Annotated in this window: 13 protein-coding genes; 8 read left to right on the forward strand and 5 right to left on the reverse strand. The window is 58.7% G+C overall.

Going from position 1 to position 17350, the window contains the following annotated elements:
• Positions 1-209: 209 nt before the first annotated feature.
• The 5 genes from cobJ to B347_RS0106050 form a co-directional block, all read right to left on the reverse strand.
• Complete coding sequence (cobJ, locus tag B347_RS0106030) at positions 210-1877, reverse strand: precorrin-3B C(17)-methyltransferase (protein ID WP_019408804.1); 1668 nt, start codon at positions 1875-1877, stop codon at positions 210-212.
• Positions 1874-2605 (reverse strand): precorrin-2 C(20)-methyltransferase, encoded by a 732-nt coding sequence (locus B347_RS0106035; protein WP_019408805.1) that lies wholly within the window; start codon positions 2603-2605, stop codon positions 1874-1876. Before B347_RS0106035 ends, cobJ begins: the two co-directional genes overlap by 4 nt.
• Positions 2605-3231, reverse strand: a complete 627-nt coding sequence (locus tag B347_RS0106040) for a precorrin-8X methylmutase (protein ID WP_019408806.1) — start codon at positions 3229-3231, stop codon at positions 2605-2607. Before B347_RS0106040 ends, B347_RS0106035 begins: the two co-directional genes overlap by 1 nt.
• The gene (cobG, locus tag B347_RS0106045; RefSeq protein WP_019408807.1) at positions 3224-4600 is read right to left on the reverse strand and encodes a precorrin-3B synthase; all 1377 of its coding nucleotides are present in this window, start codon (positions 4598-4600) and stop codon (positions 3224-3226) included. Before cobG ends, B347_RS0106040 begins: the two co-directional genes overlap by 8 nt.
• A gap of 74 nt (positions 4601-4674) precedes the next feature.
• Complete coding sequence (locus B347_RS0106050; RefSeq protein ID WP_019408808.1) at positions 4675-9939, reverse strand: dermonecrotic toxin domain-containing protein; 5265 nt, start codon at positions 9937-9939, stop codon at positions 4675-4677.
• A 231-nt stretch (positions 9940-10170) separates the two neighbouring features.
• On the opposite strand from B347_RS0106050, the gene B347_RS0106055 reads away from it, so the two are divergent.
• From B347_RS0106055 to B347_RS0106095, 8 genes are all read left to right on the forward strand, one after another.
• Positions 10171-11382 carry a bifunctional cobalt-precorrin-7 (C(5))-methyltransferase/cobalt-precorrin-6B (C(15))-methyltransferase gene (locus B347_RS0106055; protein ID WP_019408809.1) on the forward strand — a complete coding sequence of 404 codons (1212 nt, stop codon included), beginning with the start codon at positions 10171-10173 and terminating at the stop codon, positions 11380-11382.
• A complete protein-coding gene (locus B347_RS0106060) occupies positions 11375-12472 on the forward strand; it encodes a cobalt-precorrin-5B (C(1))-methyltransferase (protein ID WP_019408810.1) in 1098 nt (365 codons plus the stop codon). The genes B347_RS0106055 and B347_RS0106060 overlap by 8 nt, the downstream gene beginning before the upstream one ends.
• Complete coding sequence (locus B347_RS0106065; RefSeq protein ID WP_019408811.1) at positions 12469-13197, forward strand: cobalt-precorrin-6A reductase; 729 nt, start codon at positions 12469-12471, stop codon at positions 13195-13197. Before B347_RS0106060 ends, B347_RS0106065 begins: the two co-directional genes overlap by 4 nt.
• A 176-nt stretch (positions 13198-13373) precedes the next feature.
• Positions 13374-13664: an addiction module antidote protein gene (locus B347_RS0106075; protein ID WP_019408813.1), complete on the forward strand. Its 291-nt coding sequence runs from the start codon at positions 13374-13376 to the stop codon at positions 13662-13664.
• Positions 13665-13774: 110 nt separating this feature from the next.
• Positions 13775-14173: a DUF2946 domain-containing protein gene (locus tag B347_RS0106080; RefSeq protein ID WP_019408814.1), complete on the forward strand. Its 399-nt coding sequence runs from the start codon at positions 13775-13777 to the stop codon at positions 14171-14173.
• A gap of 47 nt (positions 14174-14220) precedes the next feature.
• Positions 14221-14715 carry a copper chaperone PCu(A)C gene (locus B347_RS0106085; RefSeq protein ID WP_019408815.1) on the forward strand — a complete coding sequence of 165 codons (495 nt, stop codon included), beginning with the start codon at positions 14221-14223 and terminating at the stop codon, positions 14713-14715.
• A 48-nt stretch (positions 14716-14763) separates the two neighbouring features.
• On the forward strand, positions 14764-15144 hold the full coding sequence (locus tag B347_RS0106090; RefSeq protein WP_019408816.1) for a DUF2946 domain-containing protein: 381 nt from the start codon (positions 14764-14766) through the stop codon (positions 15142-15144).
• 104 nt (positions 15145-15248) lie between these two features.
• Positions 15249-17339: a TonB-dependent copper receptor gene (locus tag B347_RS0106095; protein ID WP_019408817.1), complete on the forward strand. Its 2091-nt coding sequence runs from the start codon at positions 15249-15251 to the stop codon at positions 17337-17339.
• The last annotated feature ends 11 nt before the right edge of the window (positions 17340-17350 follow it).

Genomic DNA, 17350 nt, shown 5'->3' on the forward strand with positions numbered 1-17350 from the left:
TAAGGCCTAAATACTGCCTTCCGCTCTAACAATTAAAACAACAACCCTTGTACGCACACACGAAACGTTTAATTCAGACACTGCAACTAAGGCACGCACCTGAAACTTCCCACTTGAATTTTTTATATTTCACAAGCGCTTTGTTAACTGCCACAACACAAACAACAATGGCCCATCAGGGCCATTGTGTTCAGTGCTTATAAGCGTCGTTAGGGCTTTTCACCATACCAGCGTGGCGTATATACCCAATCCCCCCCTTCAGCACGGGGAAAGGAGCAGGTCGTAGACGAGCCGATCAACACCATCGTGCGCATATCGACTTGATCCGGCGTCACCTCGCCTAAGGTAGTGGTGCGCAAGGTCTGGCCCGGACGACCAATGTCGCGCCCGAGTACCACAGGCGTATGCGGTGCACGATGACGAGCGACGATTTCCAGCGCTCGGCCCAGTTGCCAAGGGCGCGAGCGGGAAATTGGATTGTAGAACGCCAGGGCCAGATCAGCCTCTGAAGCAAGATCCAGGCGCTTTTCGATGATGCTCCAGGGTTTGAGGTTGTCGGACAGCGACATCACGCAGAAGTCATGCCCCAACGGCGCACCGGCCTGAGCCGCTGTGGCCAGCGAAGCAGAAATCCCCGGCAGCATTTCCAGATCAACGCTATGCCATAGCGGGTCCGTGGACGCGTGCAACGCCTCAAGCACGGCCGCCGCCATAGCAAAAACACCGGGGTCGCCGGACGACACCACCACCACTGAACGCCCTTGGACCGCCAGTTCGAAGGCATGCCGTGCGCGCTGCATTTCTTCGCGGTTGTCCGTGCAGTGCAGCACTTGATCGGTACGGAACGGCCCGGCCATGCGTACGTAGGTTTCATAACCCAATACATCATTGGCTTTGGCCAGTTCAGCTTTGACGGCTGGCGCCATCAAGTCAGCTGCGCCCGGACCAAGCCCGATCACTGCCAGGCGGCCACGTGGGCGGCCAATCTGCTGCGGGTCTACGGGAGCGGCGGCTACGCCTAGCGTTAAGCCGTTGCTGAGCTGACGCCACACAGCAGATACTTCAGGGGCATCCGCGCTGACAAAACGCAGTGGCACACCCAGTTCACGGGCCGCGTCACGCAGCCCAGCACTGGCCAGCAAGCTGTCATCTGCGACCACGCAAGCCAGCGATTGCCAGGCCAGTTTCGCCTCCTGCAACGCGTCACGCATAGCATGCGCCGAGACCTCGTAGGCGACCCTTAGCAGCACGTTACGCGGGTAGATCAGCAGTTCGTCAACCGCAGGCTCACGCGCAGCACTGCTCACGTGAATGGCCAAACGCGCTTGCTGGTCTTCCGGCAATTGCGCCTTGGCCAGCCACGGCGCATCGCCTTCGATACGCACTGACTCACCAGCCAACAAATCCGACACGAAACGTTTGCCCAGCTCTAGGTCGCCCAAGGCATAGCCCGCAGGCGGGTTGAGCAAGCAGGTGCCAAAACGCAATTCGCCGCTGGTGGTGATGGCCGGTTCGATGCTCAAGCAGGCAGCGATTTCCCGCGCCATGTCATTCACCCCGCCCAAACCACCGAGCAGCGGAACCACTGCGCTGGCATCTTCCGCCACCGCCAGCACTGGCGGCTCGGCGCCCTTTTCCAGCAATAACGGCGCCAGCGTGCGAATCACAATGCCCGCCGCGCAGAGCACAATAATCGGCGTGTCGTGCTGATACAACTGACGGACTGTGGCACCAAAATCGCTGTACGTCAGGTCTGCGCCGTCAACACGCTCGGTCAGACCGTGAATCTTCGCCTGGGGGTAGCACTGCTGGATACGCCGCGCCGTGTTCAGGCTGCCATTGCCCAGGATCACAATGGCCGGAGCTGAGCGACTCATCCTTGCCACCGTTCACCGGGCACGATAATCAGCGAGAAGTAAGGCGAAGACATCGGCTCCACTTCATTGAGCGGGACGATTTTCTGATTGCTCATGGTCGCGCGCTCAACGTACAGCGCACGCTCGGCCAAGCCTAATTCGTCCAGCACTTCACGGACTTTATGGAAGTTGCGTCCCAGCTTCATGATCACCGCCGCATCGGCATCGGCCAGGCGGCGCTTGAGTTCGTCGTGGGGCAACACGCCCGACAGCACACTCAGACTTTGATTGCGATACACCAGCGGCACGCCCAACACCGAAGCGCCACCCAGCATTGAACACACGCCCGGCACCACCTGCGCCTCAAAACGCTGTGCCAAGCGGTCGTGCAGGTACATGTAGGAGCCGTAGAAAAACGGGTCGCCCTCACAGATCACCGCAACGTCACGCCCAGCTTGCAGGTGCTCAGCGACATCGTCAGCGGCTTGATCGTAAAAGTCGCTGATGATTTGCTCATACGACAACGGTGCTGGCAGCACTTCTGTGGTCACCGGGTACACCAGCGGCATGAGGCTTTGGGCGTCTTGCAGATGGGCTTCGATGATGCCGAACGCGTTACCTTTTTTGCCTTTAGCCACGAAGTACGCCACCACCGGCGACTCACGCAACAGGCGCAAGGCTTTTACGGTGATCAACTCTGGATCGCCGGGGCCTACACCCAGCCCGATCAAACGTCCTGGTTGCGCCATTATTCGATCTCCGTCGCCAAGGCGTTGACCGCAGCAGCGGCCATCGCACTGCCGCCACGACGGCCCTGCATCACCACGAACGGTATGCCACGGCTGTCTGCTGCGAGCATGGCCTTGGATTCTGCGGCACCGACAAATCCCACCGGAAAGCCGAGAATCAGCGCAGGTTTTGGTGCGCCGGCATCGATCATTTCTAGCAGGTAAAACAGCGCGGTCGGCGCATTGCCGATCACCACCACGCTGCCTTCCAGGTACGGACGCCACAGTTCAAGAGCGACTGCCGAACGGGTATTGCCCACCTCGCGCGCCAACTCGGCAACGCCGTCTTCCTTGAGTGTGCAGATCACCTGATTGTTGGCGGGCAAACGCGTGCGCGTCACACCTTCGAGCACCATGCGTGCATCGCACAGAATCGGCGCGCCAGCGGCCAGCGCATCGCGCCCGGCCTTGCCAGCACCTGGCGAGAAGCACAGGTCTTGGACGGCATCTACCATGCCGCATGCATGAATCACCCGAACGGCCAGTTTTTCAAGGTCCGCCGGAATGTGCTCAAGGTTGGCCTCGGCACGAATAATGGCGAACGAATTGCGATAGATCTCTTGACCGTCGCGGATGTAATCAATCATCGGTGTTGCTCCGTTGGCGGGCTTCAAGCCAAGCACCCGCCGCTTCAATAGTAAGATTGCGTTCGCGCAGAACACCGAAACCGGCGTGTTCTGGTGCGCGTAAATAAAGGTCGTAATGACCGGGCGCCACGGCCAGCAAGGTGACCGGCGCCACATGGGCTGCCGCGCAGGAACGCTGGCAGCCCGTCAGGTGAATCGTGTGTGGTTGTGACAAAAGAGTCGCCAGTTGGCGCGCATCCTGTTTGGTATCTGCCAACCCTTTGGCGCAAGCACTGGCGCCGGTACAGGCAATCAATCGCGCCAGCGGTTCGCGAACATCACAGAACAATCCCAGCGCCTGCAACTGCCGCGTCACAAGCGGCGCATCTTCAAGTCGCACATCGGGCAACAACACACTCTGCCAAGGCGTAAACCGCACAACGCCACTGGCGAACGTATCGGCAAGCTGCGCCAAGCCAACCAGTGTGGCGGCATCAAGTCGCCCCAATGCCGGGACTGCACCAATGTACACACGGCCCGACTTATGCTGTGGATACGTACCAATGTGCATCGCAGTGGCTGGCACGTTGCGCCGCCATTGGGGTAAAGCCATCAGCGGCACACTCAGGCGCTCTGCCAACTGTTCAATAAAACGTTCGACGGGTACTTCACCCAGCAGGTGCCGCATACGGGTGTGTTCGGGGCGGGCCAGATCCAGAAACAGCGTAAGAACCGCCATCACCAGTTCATGCCCCTGTGCGACAGGCACCGCACCCAACGCGCGGTTATGAGCCGGACAACCCGCCAGGCCAAACGCCAAAAATGCCTGACCTGCATGGTCAAAGGCCGACAGCCAAAGATCGTGCGGATGCTCCAGCATGGCCAGCGCCTCACCGCCATCCAATTGCACGGCGAACTTCGCCGACAACTCAGCCAAACGCGGAACGCTTTGCACACTGCTGAGTATTTGCCGCGCCAAATCACGGGTATCGATCTGCATCTGCGGGTCGATGCCCGCACTCGGGCTCAGCATCAGGTTGCGCACATCATCGCCTGCCGCAGTCGCTGGCCCCAGGCCTGCCGCCAGTAACGGCTCAATCAATGCCCGATGATTCGGCCCTACGCCACGAATCTGCAGGTTGCCACGATTGGTGGCCTCGATCACTGCGCTGGCATAGCGCTGCGCAACATCGGCCACGGAACGGGCTTGGGTTGATGTAATCACACCGCCGTCCAGTTTGATCCGACAAATACCGCCATCCAGCGCTTGCACAATGCGCAGCAACCCAGGGCAAGCCGTAGGCCGCACAGGCGTTGTGACAGAAAGTTCAGGAGGCAAGGTCAAAGGTTCATCCAGAGCAGGCAATGCGCTATTGCACGTGGCGCGCATTATGCCTGCTTTAGGCAATTGCATGAAAAGCTTGCCGGACGGAATGCACTGGGCCGTTTATGCGTCATGGCAGCCTACGGTTTGTCGGGCACCGCAGGCACAACCGGGTGTTCTCTGCCCAATTGAGTGATCAACAACGCCACCGTATCGGCATTGGCCAACATCATTTCGATCCGCTTTTCGGGGTTGTTTACAAATATTGGCCTGGCTTGTTCCAAGGTCTGGACGCCAGCGATCTGTTTAATCCGAGCTTTACCGGGGCCACTGGCAATATCTGACCAGGTCAGGTCAACGGGATCTAATTGCTGAAACAGATTGTCTTGCAGGATGTGGGGCGAATGGCATTCCTGGACGATCTGGTTGAACGACTTCAGCCGTTCGCCGAACGCGGTATTTTCATCCAATAAATCATCATAGGGAAAGCCAGGGTTTAAGTAGTTGATGTCTTCGGTATTGAGCACCAGATGGCTGATTTCGTGCAGCAGGAAAGATGATCGGTAATGCGCATTGACCGGAAAAGGCGGCACCGTGGGCTTGATAAAAGGTTGGCTTAAGGCCTCTGGTGATTCAAACAAGGTATTGAAAAAGCGATCACTCAGGTAGATGCGATGCTGCGAGTCCCAACGATGTATCCACGCAATGGATTTGTCGTTGAAGCGCGAGCGGCACACCAGGTATTTGTTTGACGTATGGGGTGACAGGTCGGGGTGTAAAAACCGGGTCAACATTGGCTCAACGGTTTGGTTGAGGCGATCAAGCAGGGGTTGATTAATACTGCTTACCTCAAAGAATGTTTGCAGCAGGTGACGATGCCCCACACTTTCGGCACTAGGCTCATTCAAGGTGTGCAGAGCGTTCTGACACCGCTGCAGGTACGACAGCGCGTGGGCATGAGCCTCACGAATAATCAGCGCTTTTTCCGGAAAGTGCCGCTGGATGCTCTCCATTCCTGTTGCCTGTATGTCATGGGAGATACGCCCCCCCAATGCTGCAGTGGCCGAGAGCAGCGGCCCGCCACCGGGCAGCGGTTCCTTGAGGTCCAGCTCCCAAACATTTTGCCCATTGAGTTTAACCAGCGGGCCTTCACGCTCGGCGCCGATGTAAATACGCCAGCGTTCGCGCCACGGCTCAACCGAAAACAGCCGCCCCGCCAGATGGACATAACGCAGCCCGGAACGCGGGTCGCGATGCAACTGTGTGCCAGGTTCCTTATGCAAGTCCTGCAGGTTCACTTCATGGGCTTGAAAGGGCTGTAGTCCAGCACTTTGTTCAGGGGTCAGGCGCACCCGTATACCGCTTTCAACCACAGGAGGCGCTAGCAACTTAATGCTGGAAGCGGGACGCAAAGCACCGGCGCCGCTGGCGATCAAGATCAGCATCGTTGCAAATTCGGTCACTGATTCTCCCCACTCACCTCTTTTTGCCGCCTCAACCCCTTGACGCAACCAGCCGAGCGACTGCCAGACAGCCAGTGGAATACTCAGCCTGCCCGGTAAAAGCATCAGGGCACTGGTGATGATTAGCGACATCAGATACTTGAACGACTCCCAATCGGCCTGCGCCGTGGATTCGGCCTGCGCCGCAGCCATGTCCAGCAGCGATTTGTAGTTGTCTTTGTACATCTCAATAAACAGGTTACCCATGATCGGTGACTGCGCCAGAGTGGGGGGCGCCGGCTTGAGCAAAAACCAGTTCAACGAAGCATCCACGTAACGCGCTAGGTGGGGTTCTGCAAAGCCGCCACGGTCATAGGTTTTACGGTCATAAGGCGCGATGCGTTGCAGTATTTCTACCCCAAGTTGCGCATCAGTGTGCAGAGCCCCAAGCAAGGCTGCTTCATTGGCATAAGACTTAAAAGTGAAACGCTTGCTGTAGTTGATCCACATAATCTGCGGCCCTGCCAAAGGGTCCGCAGGGCCGATGATATAGACCCCCTGCACCGGGTCTGGGTCGACGCCCGGCTCGGCAATCAATTGAAACGGGCGGGCGATGACAGTGACACCGTTCAAGGCTTCTCGTGCCGTGCCATCGGGCATGTCCATCACATGGCACAAGCAGTGATAGGCCGTCTCAAAGCCCGGGTTTTGCAGCTTCTCTTTCAATGCCTGCTCAATCACTTGGACCGCCAATTGCTCGGCAAACTGTTGTTGGCGCAAGGCCACGCCCTCTTTACCGGGCGCCAGTTTGGTTTCCAGAAGCGTGCGATAGTGCTGGCCCAGATCAAGCTCACGGGTAAGTCGGCGCACATACACCGCATTCAAGGCAACGGGTAACGAACCGTTGTCGCGCAGACGCACGAACATCACGCCCTCGTTTAAAAGATGAAGTCCGTTCAACACGAACTCACTCAATGATTGAACACTGTGGGTGGCCGCCGCCGGTATAAAAGACGGCACACTGCCCACCGGAACAGGCGCGGCGAGGTAAGTGTCGACCACAATCTCAATGAGATCAGGGTCCAACCCCTGCCCCGGATAATCGAGGTCCAGGCGTGCGGTGAGCACGGCGTTGGCATAGACCGCCATTTCTGGGATGTCATGCAGGTAGTTGTGCTGCGGCTGTGCGGCTTGCTGATAACGCTGCAACACGTGCGCGTAGGTCATTTGTTCGGCCGGGCTTGCCGACCTCAACCAATCCGGTAGAGAAGCGTTAAACAGTTGAAGATGTGCCATCTCAATGACTCGAGCCAGATTCACTCCAGCCTCTCTAACCAGTAACGCGCTGCGAAAACTGTTTTCGAAACCCTGCGCCGACAACGGTATTCGTTTCGCAGTGCGACACAAAGTCAGGGCATCCGCGAGCCCCATGTTCAGCACGGTGCTCTGGCTCAGCCGTGTGAAGTCTTGCTCTAGGCGCTCAAAATACAGCCAGCCATTTTGCCCGCCCGGCTTACGTTGACCACCACCGTCCAGATAAAGGCTGATAGGCGCCTGGTCGCCAGCTTTGGTCTGCGCCAACACGTCCCAGCGCAATACCTTGCTGATTATGCGGGCTTCCAACTGAGTCTTGCATTCATCCAGCGAGGCAAAGCTCTCGAAGCCCATCGCCGGGCTCCAGAATATCGCCCTGCCCGCGTTGGCCGACTCAAGCCCGCCGCGCTGAGTAATCAGCAAACAATTAGCAATATCCAGCGAACTGATACCCGCGTCGAACGACACAATCACGCCAAACACATCAGGCACAAATTGATCCAGCGCCGGGCGTTGTTCACCAACCGGGTAATCCAACACCCTGTTGAGTACCTCCCGATCAGCGGTCTGGAGACGGCCTTCAAGACGTATCAGCCGCAGTTCGGCACGCAACATCACCATTCTTAACGTGCTGAGCCGGTCAACCAATGCACTGGGGTTCAGGGATGAGAACGGGGCGAAAAAAAACGCCCTTTGATGCTGTTCAAGCTGTTGCTCAAAAGAGCGCGCAGCCTGCTCCAAGACGTTAAGCAATTTTGTACCCGCCAGGCTTCTGAGGGGTTTGAGCTCATCATTGCTCAAGGACTGCACCGCCACCTGAGTCAGCGCGAGATTGAGCGGCAACGGTAAATAACCTGTCACACGTTCGAGCAGTGCATCTACCAGCGTCAGAGTGCGTACAGGGGCTAACTCTGGCTGAGGTTCCCGATCAAAAACTTGAACCCTCAGACGTGACGCGTCCAGCTGTACCTGCCCACTTGCAACAAGCACCGAGTGCAGCCGAGCGGCCGCAAAGGTTCGCACCGTGGGCCACTGACGTAACAGACTCTTCAATTGGGCGTCGATCTGGGGCAGTTTTAGGCTCAACAAGTCGGCCTGATCTGCGCTGCTGCGCGGTGACAAAGTTAGCCCATGGTCGGTGGGGACAAAGCGAGTGCTCCAGCGACTCTGGTTGCTGAGGGTCAACAGGTTACGATCAACCAGCTCGCGCACATCCAGCGCATGATCCACAGCCGCCAGCCCAATGCGCCCTGCCTTGAATTGCCTCAGTAAAAACCCGAAATCACTGATTTGTTTTTTAGCAATCGATTGCAACACATCGTCAAACGGATTCGTATCAATCAGCTCGACGCTCAACCGCAATTCGAGCATGCCAGCCAATAACTCGTGCTGGTCCAAGGGTGCGTGGCGCGCGATGAAACCGTAGGCTGTGGGTGATCTAAGTGCTGACAACACTGCCGATTTTAACCGTGCCCGCGTCTCGTACTGCACAAGCCCCTCTGCCCCGCCAAACAAGAAAACCGGAGCATTCTGCCCCGGCAAAAACAGGCAGAACAAACCACACAAATCCACCGGTCCGCGATAGGGATCAAATACTGCCAGCCGGGTGGCCTTCATCTGGTTATCGCTATTAGTGCCCCAGAGCACCTGCTGCAATTGACTGAACTGCTGTTGGGTTATTTGCTCGTCATGGCGAGCCTGAAGCATGTCGTGGAAAAAAATATCCCTTTGCCGGGTAGCGCAGTAGCCCTGAAGTTCTAACTGCGCAAATGGGAGCACAAGCCATTGGCTCTGCAAAGAAGCTTGCAAGCGCTCGGGTAAGTTTTCAGTGGCATTAGCCATCACACGCGTAAAGCACTGTTCAAGCTCGCTGGCGGGGAGAGCCACGGCCTCGCTCGATACCCCGAGGTATTCGCGACTGTACTGCGCCGGGAACCTGCCCTTAAGAAAATAATCCATCGCTGTTGCGCTCAAACTGCTAGTCATCACATCCCCTTCACGCAAAGGGTGTTGGCCCAACCGAGTACTGCGCACCTGAATGTTCGCAACTGGCACCTGTGGCCCTGGCAACTCGCGCAGCATCGCAGTCATCAAGTAAATATCAATGTCCGAACGCAGCGTCGTTAGGTTACTCAAGCGTTCCAGGACCTGCTCCTGACAAACGCGTAAGAAGTTCTCCAGCGCCTGACTGGCACTCGCCATGACAGGGGTTGAAACCTCACTGAGGCTAAGCGTCAATAACCCTGCTTCAGTTAAAAGAGGGCGCCATTGAACGGGGCAAAACCGTAGCCACTCGTTATTGAGAGCCGGATCATCCATTTGCGTTTGCAGTGCGAAGCGCAGATCCCGCTGGGTGGGGTAACGCTCAAACATGCCCCAGAGAGTGAAAACGTAGACCACACCGTCCAGTTGCTGGTTTTGACCCACGATCAAAGCCCCGACACAGGGTACTGACCGCCCCTGTTGACGAGACAAGAGCGGGTGATAGACGTGAAGCTCTGCCCTGCGTCGATCAGGCTCTAAAACCGTAAGTAGACGGCGTTGCTCCTCGCCAGTGATGACACCAGCAGATTGCGCTTGGCTCAAGCGTTTGATGTAGGTGTCGTGCAAGGCCTGGGCGACATAAAACGCTAAAGCAGTCGCATTCATGTTGATCTCGCAAAAGGTAATGGGCACCCATTGCGGCCACCCGCCGATGGGTTGAACGCTACGCCATCTGTTTTATTGCAAGGAGCTACATAGTTAGGGTCATGCCATCTATCAATCAGGCCCCAGGCGCAGGGCCTATGCGGGTCAAGGCGCGCTATCATGCGGCCTTTATCCGCTCCGGCTCATACCCCCTCCCGGATGGACACCCCGCTGTATTTAAAGAGGACTGGCATGTCGCCCTGGCTAACAATTGTGGGAATCGGTGAAGACGGCTTCAGCGGCTTGGGCAAAACTGCCCGGCACGCCTTGTTGAACGCGACCTGTGTGTTTGGCGGGAAACGCCAACTGGATTTGCTGCCCGTGTGTATCCGTGCCGAACGTCTAGCATGGCCAAGCCCCTTTTCTTTGGCTCCCGTGCTGGCGTTGCGCGGTAAGCCGGTGTGCGTGCTGGCCAGCGGCGACCCGATGCTGTTCGGCGTCGGCGCAAGCCTGGCGCGCATCGTCGAGAACGCCGAGATGCACGTGTTGCCCTCGCCCTCATCCTTCTCACTGGCCGCTGCGCGTTTGGGCTGGGCCCTGCAAGACGTGACCACGCTGTCAGTTGTCGCCCGCCCTGTTGCTGCGCTCAATGCTCATCTGCACAGCGGCGCACGCTTGCTGGTGCTGAGTAATGACGGCAGCAGCCCGGCTGCCGTCGCGGCGCTTTTACGCCAACGCGGCTTTGGCCCGAGCCGTATGGGTGTCCTCGAACATTTGGGCGGCCCGGCTGAACGACGCGTCGACGCCAGTGCCGATGACTGGAGCGACCCGCCCATCGCAGCCTTGAACCTAATTGCCATTGAATGTATCGCCACCGCCCATGCACAGCCGTTGTCCCGCGTCGGCGGCTTGCCGGACAGCGCCTTCAAGCACGACGGTCAACTGACCAAACGCGATGTACGCGCCATCACCCTCGCCCGCCTCGCGCCCTTGCCGGGGCAACTGCTGTGGGACGTGGGCGCGGGCAGCGGCTCGATTGGCATTGAATGGATGCGTACCTACCCAAGCTGCCGCACCTTGGCCATTGAAGCTGACGAAGGCCGCCAGCAATTGATCGAACACAACCGTGACACGCTGGGCGTGCCGGGCCTGCAATTGATCCGCGGCAAGGCACCGCACGCGCTGGAAGGTCTAGAGCGCCCGGACGCCATTTTTATCGGCGGCGGCGTCACCCGCGAAGGCGTGCTCGACACCTGCTGGCAGCAACTCAAGCCCGGCGGACGGCTGGTTGCCAATGCCGTGACCCTGCAAAGCGAAATGCTGTTGATGAACTGGCGGGACCGCCACGGCGGCGAGCTCACACGCGTCCATATAGCCCAGGCTCAGCCGCTGGGCGAATTCGACACCTGGCGTCAGGCGTTGCCCATTACTCTTCTCGATATGACCAAACCCTTCGATGCGTGACGAAACCGCCGAACAACCCGCGCCCTTGCGCAGCGGCCTCACCACCGGCAGTTGCGCTACGGCCACCAGCTTGGCTGCCGCTCGCCTTTTGCTCAGCGGTGTCAGCCATGACGCCGTGGAAATCACCTTGCCCAAGGGCAAAGTGGTGACCATGCGCCTCGAATTCTGCCGCACGCAGGCCGATGGCGCCGAGGCAGGCACCCTCAAGGACGCGGGCGACGACCCGGACGTGACCCATGGCGCGCTGCTGTACTCGCGTGTTCGCCTGCTGCCCGACGCGGGCATCGTGTTCGTCGCAGGCCAAGGCGTTGGCACTGTGACCCGTCCCGGCCTGGTGTTGCCCGTGGGCGAACCGGCGATCAACCCGGTACCGCGCAAAATGATGACCGAACACTTGCTGCAACTGGCTGCCGAACACCACTACAACGGCGGATTTGAAGTGACCGTGAATGTGCAGGACGGCGCAGCGCTGGCGTTGAAAACCATGAACCCGCGTTTAGGGATTCTCGGTGGACTGTCGATTCTGGGCACCAGCGGCATCGTCCGCCCGTTTTCCTGCGCGGCCTACATCGCCTCGATCCACCAGGGCATCGACGTGGCCAAAACCAACGGCTACCTGCACATTGCCGCCTGCACCGGCAATGCCAGCGAAGACACCATGCGCCGTGTCTACGGCCTGCCGGAAATCGCCCTGATCGAAATGGGCGACTTTGTCGGCGCCGTGCTCAAGCACCTGCGCAAAGTTCCTGTAGAGACGTTGAGCATCTGCGGCGGCTTTGGAAAAATTAGCAAGTTGGCGGCTGGGCACATGGATTTACACAGTCGCCATTCCAGCATCGACTTGCCGCAGTTGGCCGATTGGGCCGCTGCTCTCGGCGCCGATGCCGCGTTACAACAGGCCATCCGTGAGGCCAACACCAGCCAGCAGGCCTTGGCGATGTGCAGCGCACAAGGTGTCGCCTTGGGTGACGCGGTGTGCCAGCACGCCCTGAATTTCGCACGCAGCGTGGTCCCCGCGTCGGTGCAGGTTGAAGTCTTTGCCATTGACCGCCAAGGCGCGGTTGTCGGCCATGCCGGAGAGTTTGCATGAAGCGAATTTTACTGCTGGGCGGCGTCACCGAAGCCCTGGCCATCGCCCGCACGCTGGGCCCGCAACACGTCTACAGTTTGGCCGGCGTGGGCCGCGTACCCACCGACTTACACTGCGAAGTACGGGTCGGCGGTTATGGTGGCGCCGAAGGGCTGGCGCAGTACATCCACGAACAGCGCATCGACCTGGTGCTCGACGCCACTCACCCCTACGCCGCGCAAATCAGCCAGAACGCAGCCCGTGCAGCAACCCTCAGCGGCGTCCCGTGCTGGGCGTTGCGCCGCCCGGCGTGGGTCGCGCAGGCGGACGATGACTGGCGCGAAGTGGCTAACTGGAGCGAACTGGTCGACGCCCTGCAAGCATTTCGCCGCCCGCTGTTCACGCTTGGGCGAGAACCGCTGGAGCACCTGGATGAAATCCCCGAGAGCCAGTTCTGGACCTTGCGCGCCTTGGACATGTACCCCGGCAATGCGCGTTGCGAGGTTATTGGCGCCCGCGGTCCCTTCCTGATCGAAGAAGAACGTACACTTTTTGACCAACGCAACATCGACGTCCTAATCAGCAAAAACAGCGGCAGCAGCGCCACCGAACCCAAACTGCAAGTCGCCCGTGAGCGCGGGGTGCCGGTGCTGATTCTCAAACGACCGGCGTTGCCTGAGGTTGATCGGACTTTTGGGACGGTTGGAGAGGTGTTGGCGGCAATTAACAGGCAAAGATATTTGTGAATGTGTAACCGCTGGCAATAATGTATCCTTCGAGATACGTTCACCACATGATTAATTTCGAACAAACACATGAGTTCGCTCAGTGGCTAAGCACACTGAAAGACAAAATTGGCCAAGCGCGAGACATAAAACGCGCAAAAAATATGGTGCAGACACTGGGCAGTGAGGACTAAACCATGACCGAAAAAAATATCCGCTTTGATACTGCTGATTACCTTAAAACACCTGAAGACATGGCGGCTTACCTGGACGCTTGTTTTGAGGAGGATCAAGGTGATGGTAGCTTGATCCGCGCAGCGCTCAACGATATTGCCCGTGCCCAAGGCATGAGCCAAGTTGCACGTAACTCAGGGCTGGGACGCGAGAGTCTCTACAAAGCACTAGGCAGCACAGGCAACCCTGAGTTCACAACTATCATCAAAGTCATGAAAGCATTGGGGCTTAAACTCCACGCCACAGCGGCGTGACACCATCACCACTGATACAGCGCGACATTTCGCCACACGCACGGCCTTTTTACTTACACCGTTGATTCAGGCTAAATAGCCGCCTTGATCGCTCCACTACGGAATTAATCATGTCCCGACAACGGTTTGCATTTGCTTGGATCGCCTGCTTTGCAGTGCTGTTCAACATGCTCGCCATGTCGTTTTCCGGGGCAATGGCGCAATCGAGTGAAGGCCCCGTCGAGCAGTTCATGATGAGCAGCTTTTGCACCTCGACAGGCACCAAGATGGTGGCAGTGTCGCTGGGCAAGTTTGAAGCGAGCGACACGCAACCCGACGATCACTCCGCCATGCAGCACTGCTGGTGCTGTTCGGGGGCGGCTCCGCTGGTGGCATTACCGGCGCATATCCCTTCGTTGTATTTTGCGGCCATCGAACGTGGCCACAGTCAGGTCCCCGATCACCTCAAACGGCCCACCCCGCGCCAGCAATGGCCGAGCCTTAACCCCCGCGCTTCGCCTCTGGCCTGATTCATCCTCGCAACCTTTTTGCGCCTGAATCTTTTCGGAGAATGACCATGTTGAACCTGTCACTGTTCAAGCACGCCGTTATTGCGGCGGCTTTGTTGTTGCTTGCCTGCTTTGCCAACGCCCATGAATACAAAAGCGGCGACCTGCAAATCACTCACCCATGGTCGCAAGAGCTACCGCCCAACGCGCCGACCGTGGCCGCGTATTTTGTGATCCACAACACAGGCAGTACCACTGACCGCCTGCTCAGCGCCGACACCCCGATTGCCGGGGGCGCCGAGCTGCACCAACACGTGATGCAGGGCGATCTGATGAAGATGCAACCGGTCACCGACGTCGTCGTGGCGCCCGGTGCCACGGTGACCTTCGGGCCGATGGCGTACCACGTGATGCTGGTCGACATTAAAGACCGCAGCCTGTTGCAAGATGGCAAACGCTTCCCGCTGACCCTGCACTTTGAGAAAGCTGGCGCGGTACCGGTTGAAGTCTCGGTGCAAAAACAGGCGCCTGAAGACAGCATGGAACACCAGCACGCGCATTAACGACCACGGTTTTTGAACCCGGTGCGCGCCCCTCGCGCCAGGCACTCCATGTCGCAGACTCGCGGCAGTTGGTTGAGCCTGTTTGCCATGCTGATGATTTTTATCGGCCCGCTGATTTCTCAAGCGGTGCCGATGGATCATCACGGCTCCATGTCCATGTCTATGCCAATGGACATGAGCATGGACATGCCCGCGCACGGCGAACATGCGGACCATCAAAAGCCGACTGCCGACCACCACGCCCTGTGGGAAAAATGCGGCTACTGCACCTTGCTGTTCAGTTGCCCGGCGCTGCCCCATACCGCGGATATCACCCTGCTGAATGCGCCACGCCCCAAAAGGTATTTGTCGCTGCACACGCGGCTGGGCCATGCACAACAACCGATCTTCCCTGGCGCCCGCTCCCGCGCCCCACCCGCATTCGTTTAAGCCCTCCCCCACAAACAACCCTAACCCCGGCCGACCTGCAGGCGCTGCTTTAGACAGCCGCAGGGCGTTGGCCGTGTTGTTTTCGCTTAAATAATGGAATGCTTATGTCCCGCTTTACTGCTGCCTCCCGTTTGCCTCACGCCCAAGCGGTGTTCCCATTTGCCCTGAGTACACTGTGCTGTGCCTTACTGGCACCCGCAGCCCTAGCTGCCGAGACGGTTGACGAGCACGCAGCGCACGCCAATGAAATCAGCCCGCTGGTGATCACCGCAGTCGCCCCCAGCTCGCCACTAACCCTCGTCACTAACCCTAAAGACCCGCGTCAGCCTGTACCCGCCAGCGATGGCGGCGATTACTTGAAAACCATTCCCGGCTTCGCCCTGATTCGTAATGGCGGTACCAACGGCGAGCCGATCTTGCGCGGCATGTTTGGCTCGCGGCTCAACATCCTCACCAACGGCGGCCAGATGCTGGGCGCCTGCCCTGGCCGCATGGACACACCGACGTCCTACATCGCCCCCGAAACTTACGACAAACTCACCGTGATCAAAGGCCCGCAAACCGTGCTATGGGGCCCGGGTGCTTCGGCAGGTACGGTGCTGTTTGAACGCGAGCCCGAGCACTTTGGTGAACTGGGCACTCGGGTCAATGCCAGCGTGCTGGCAGGCTCCAACGGGCGCTTCGACAAGACCCTCGATGCCGCTGCCGGTGGCCCGCTGGGTTACGTACGAGTGATTGGTAACACCGCCCATTCTGATGATTACAAAGACGGCAATGGCGACACCGTGCCCTCGCGCTACGACAAATGGAACGGCGACGTGGCCCTCGGCTGGACCCCAGATGCCGACACCCTGCTCGAACTCACCGCTGGCAAAGGCGATGGCGAAGCCCGCTCGGCCGGACGCGGCATGGACGGCAGCCAATACAAGCGCGAAAGCCTTGGCCTGCGCTTTGAAAAATCCAATATCGGCGAGGTGCTCGACACGCTCCAAGCACAGGTTTACTACAACTACGCCGACCACGTGATGGACAACTACACCCTGCGCACCCCGTCCGGCACCGGCATGATGGCAGGCCCCATGGCAGCCAACGTCGACCGCCGCACCCTCGGCGCCCGCATCAAGGCGACTTGGCGCTGGGCGGATGTGCAATTGATCAGCGGCATTGATGCACAGACCAACGAGCACCGCACCCGCTCAGGCATGGGCATCAACACCTACAAGGACCAGAACTGGAGCAAGGACGCCGACTTCCACAACTACGGTGCCTTTGGCGAACTGACCTGGTACGCCGCCGAGCGTGATCGGGTGATTACCGGCGCCCGCCTGGATCGCGCGTCAGCCAAAGATTTTCGTGCCCGACTGGGCTCGGGGATGATGAGCAAACCCAATCCCACCCAAGACAAAACCCGCGCCGACACGCTGCCCAGCGGCTTTGTACGCTATGAGCATGATCTGGCAGACAGCCCGGCCACGTTCTACGCCGGTTTAGGCCATGTGCAGCGTTTCCCGGATTACTGGGAGCTGTTTTCGCCCAACTCCGGCCCGGCGGGTTCGGTGAACGCGTTCGACGCGATCAAGCCCGAAAAAACCACCCAGCTCGACGTCGGCCTGCAATACAAAACCCAAGACCTCGAAGCCTGGGTATCGGCCTACGCAGGCGTGGTGCACGACTACATCTTGTTTGACTACACCCAAACCTCGTCCCAGGCGCAAAACATCAATGCCCGCATCATGGGCGGCGAGTTGGGGGCGGCGTATCAGCTGACTTCCCGTTGGAAAGCCGACGCGACCTTGGCCTACGCCTGGGGCAAAAACACCACGCATGGCAAAGCCCTGCCACAAATGCCACCGCTGGACACTCGCCTCGGCCTCACGTACAGCGAAGACGACTGGAGCGCTGGCGCCTTATGGCGGGTGGTTGCGCGTCAGGACCGAATCGACCGTAACGCAGGCAACGTGGTCGGCAAGGACTACGGCAAGAGCGCAGGTTTTGGCGTGTTCTCATTGAACGGCGCGTACCGCATTAACAAAAACCTCAAGGTCAGCGCCGGGGTCGACAACCTCCTCGACAAAAACTACAGCGAGCACCTGAACATGGCGGGCAACGCGGGGTACGGCTACCCATCGAACGACCCGACCGCCATCAACGAACCGGGCCGTACGTTATGGACCAAGGTTGATGTGAGTTTCTGATACACCGCTTG

Origin of the sequence: Pseudomonas psychrophila HA-4 (genome assembly GCF_000282975.1) — a bacterium.
Lineage (GTDB): Bacteria > Pseudomonadota > Gammaproteobacteria > Pseudomonadales > Pseudomonadaceae > Aquipseudomonas > Aquipseudomonas psychrophila_A.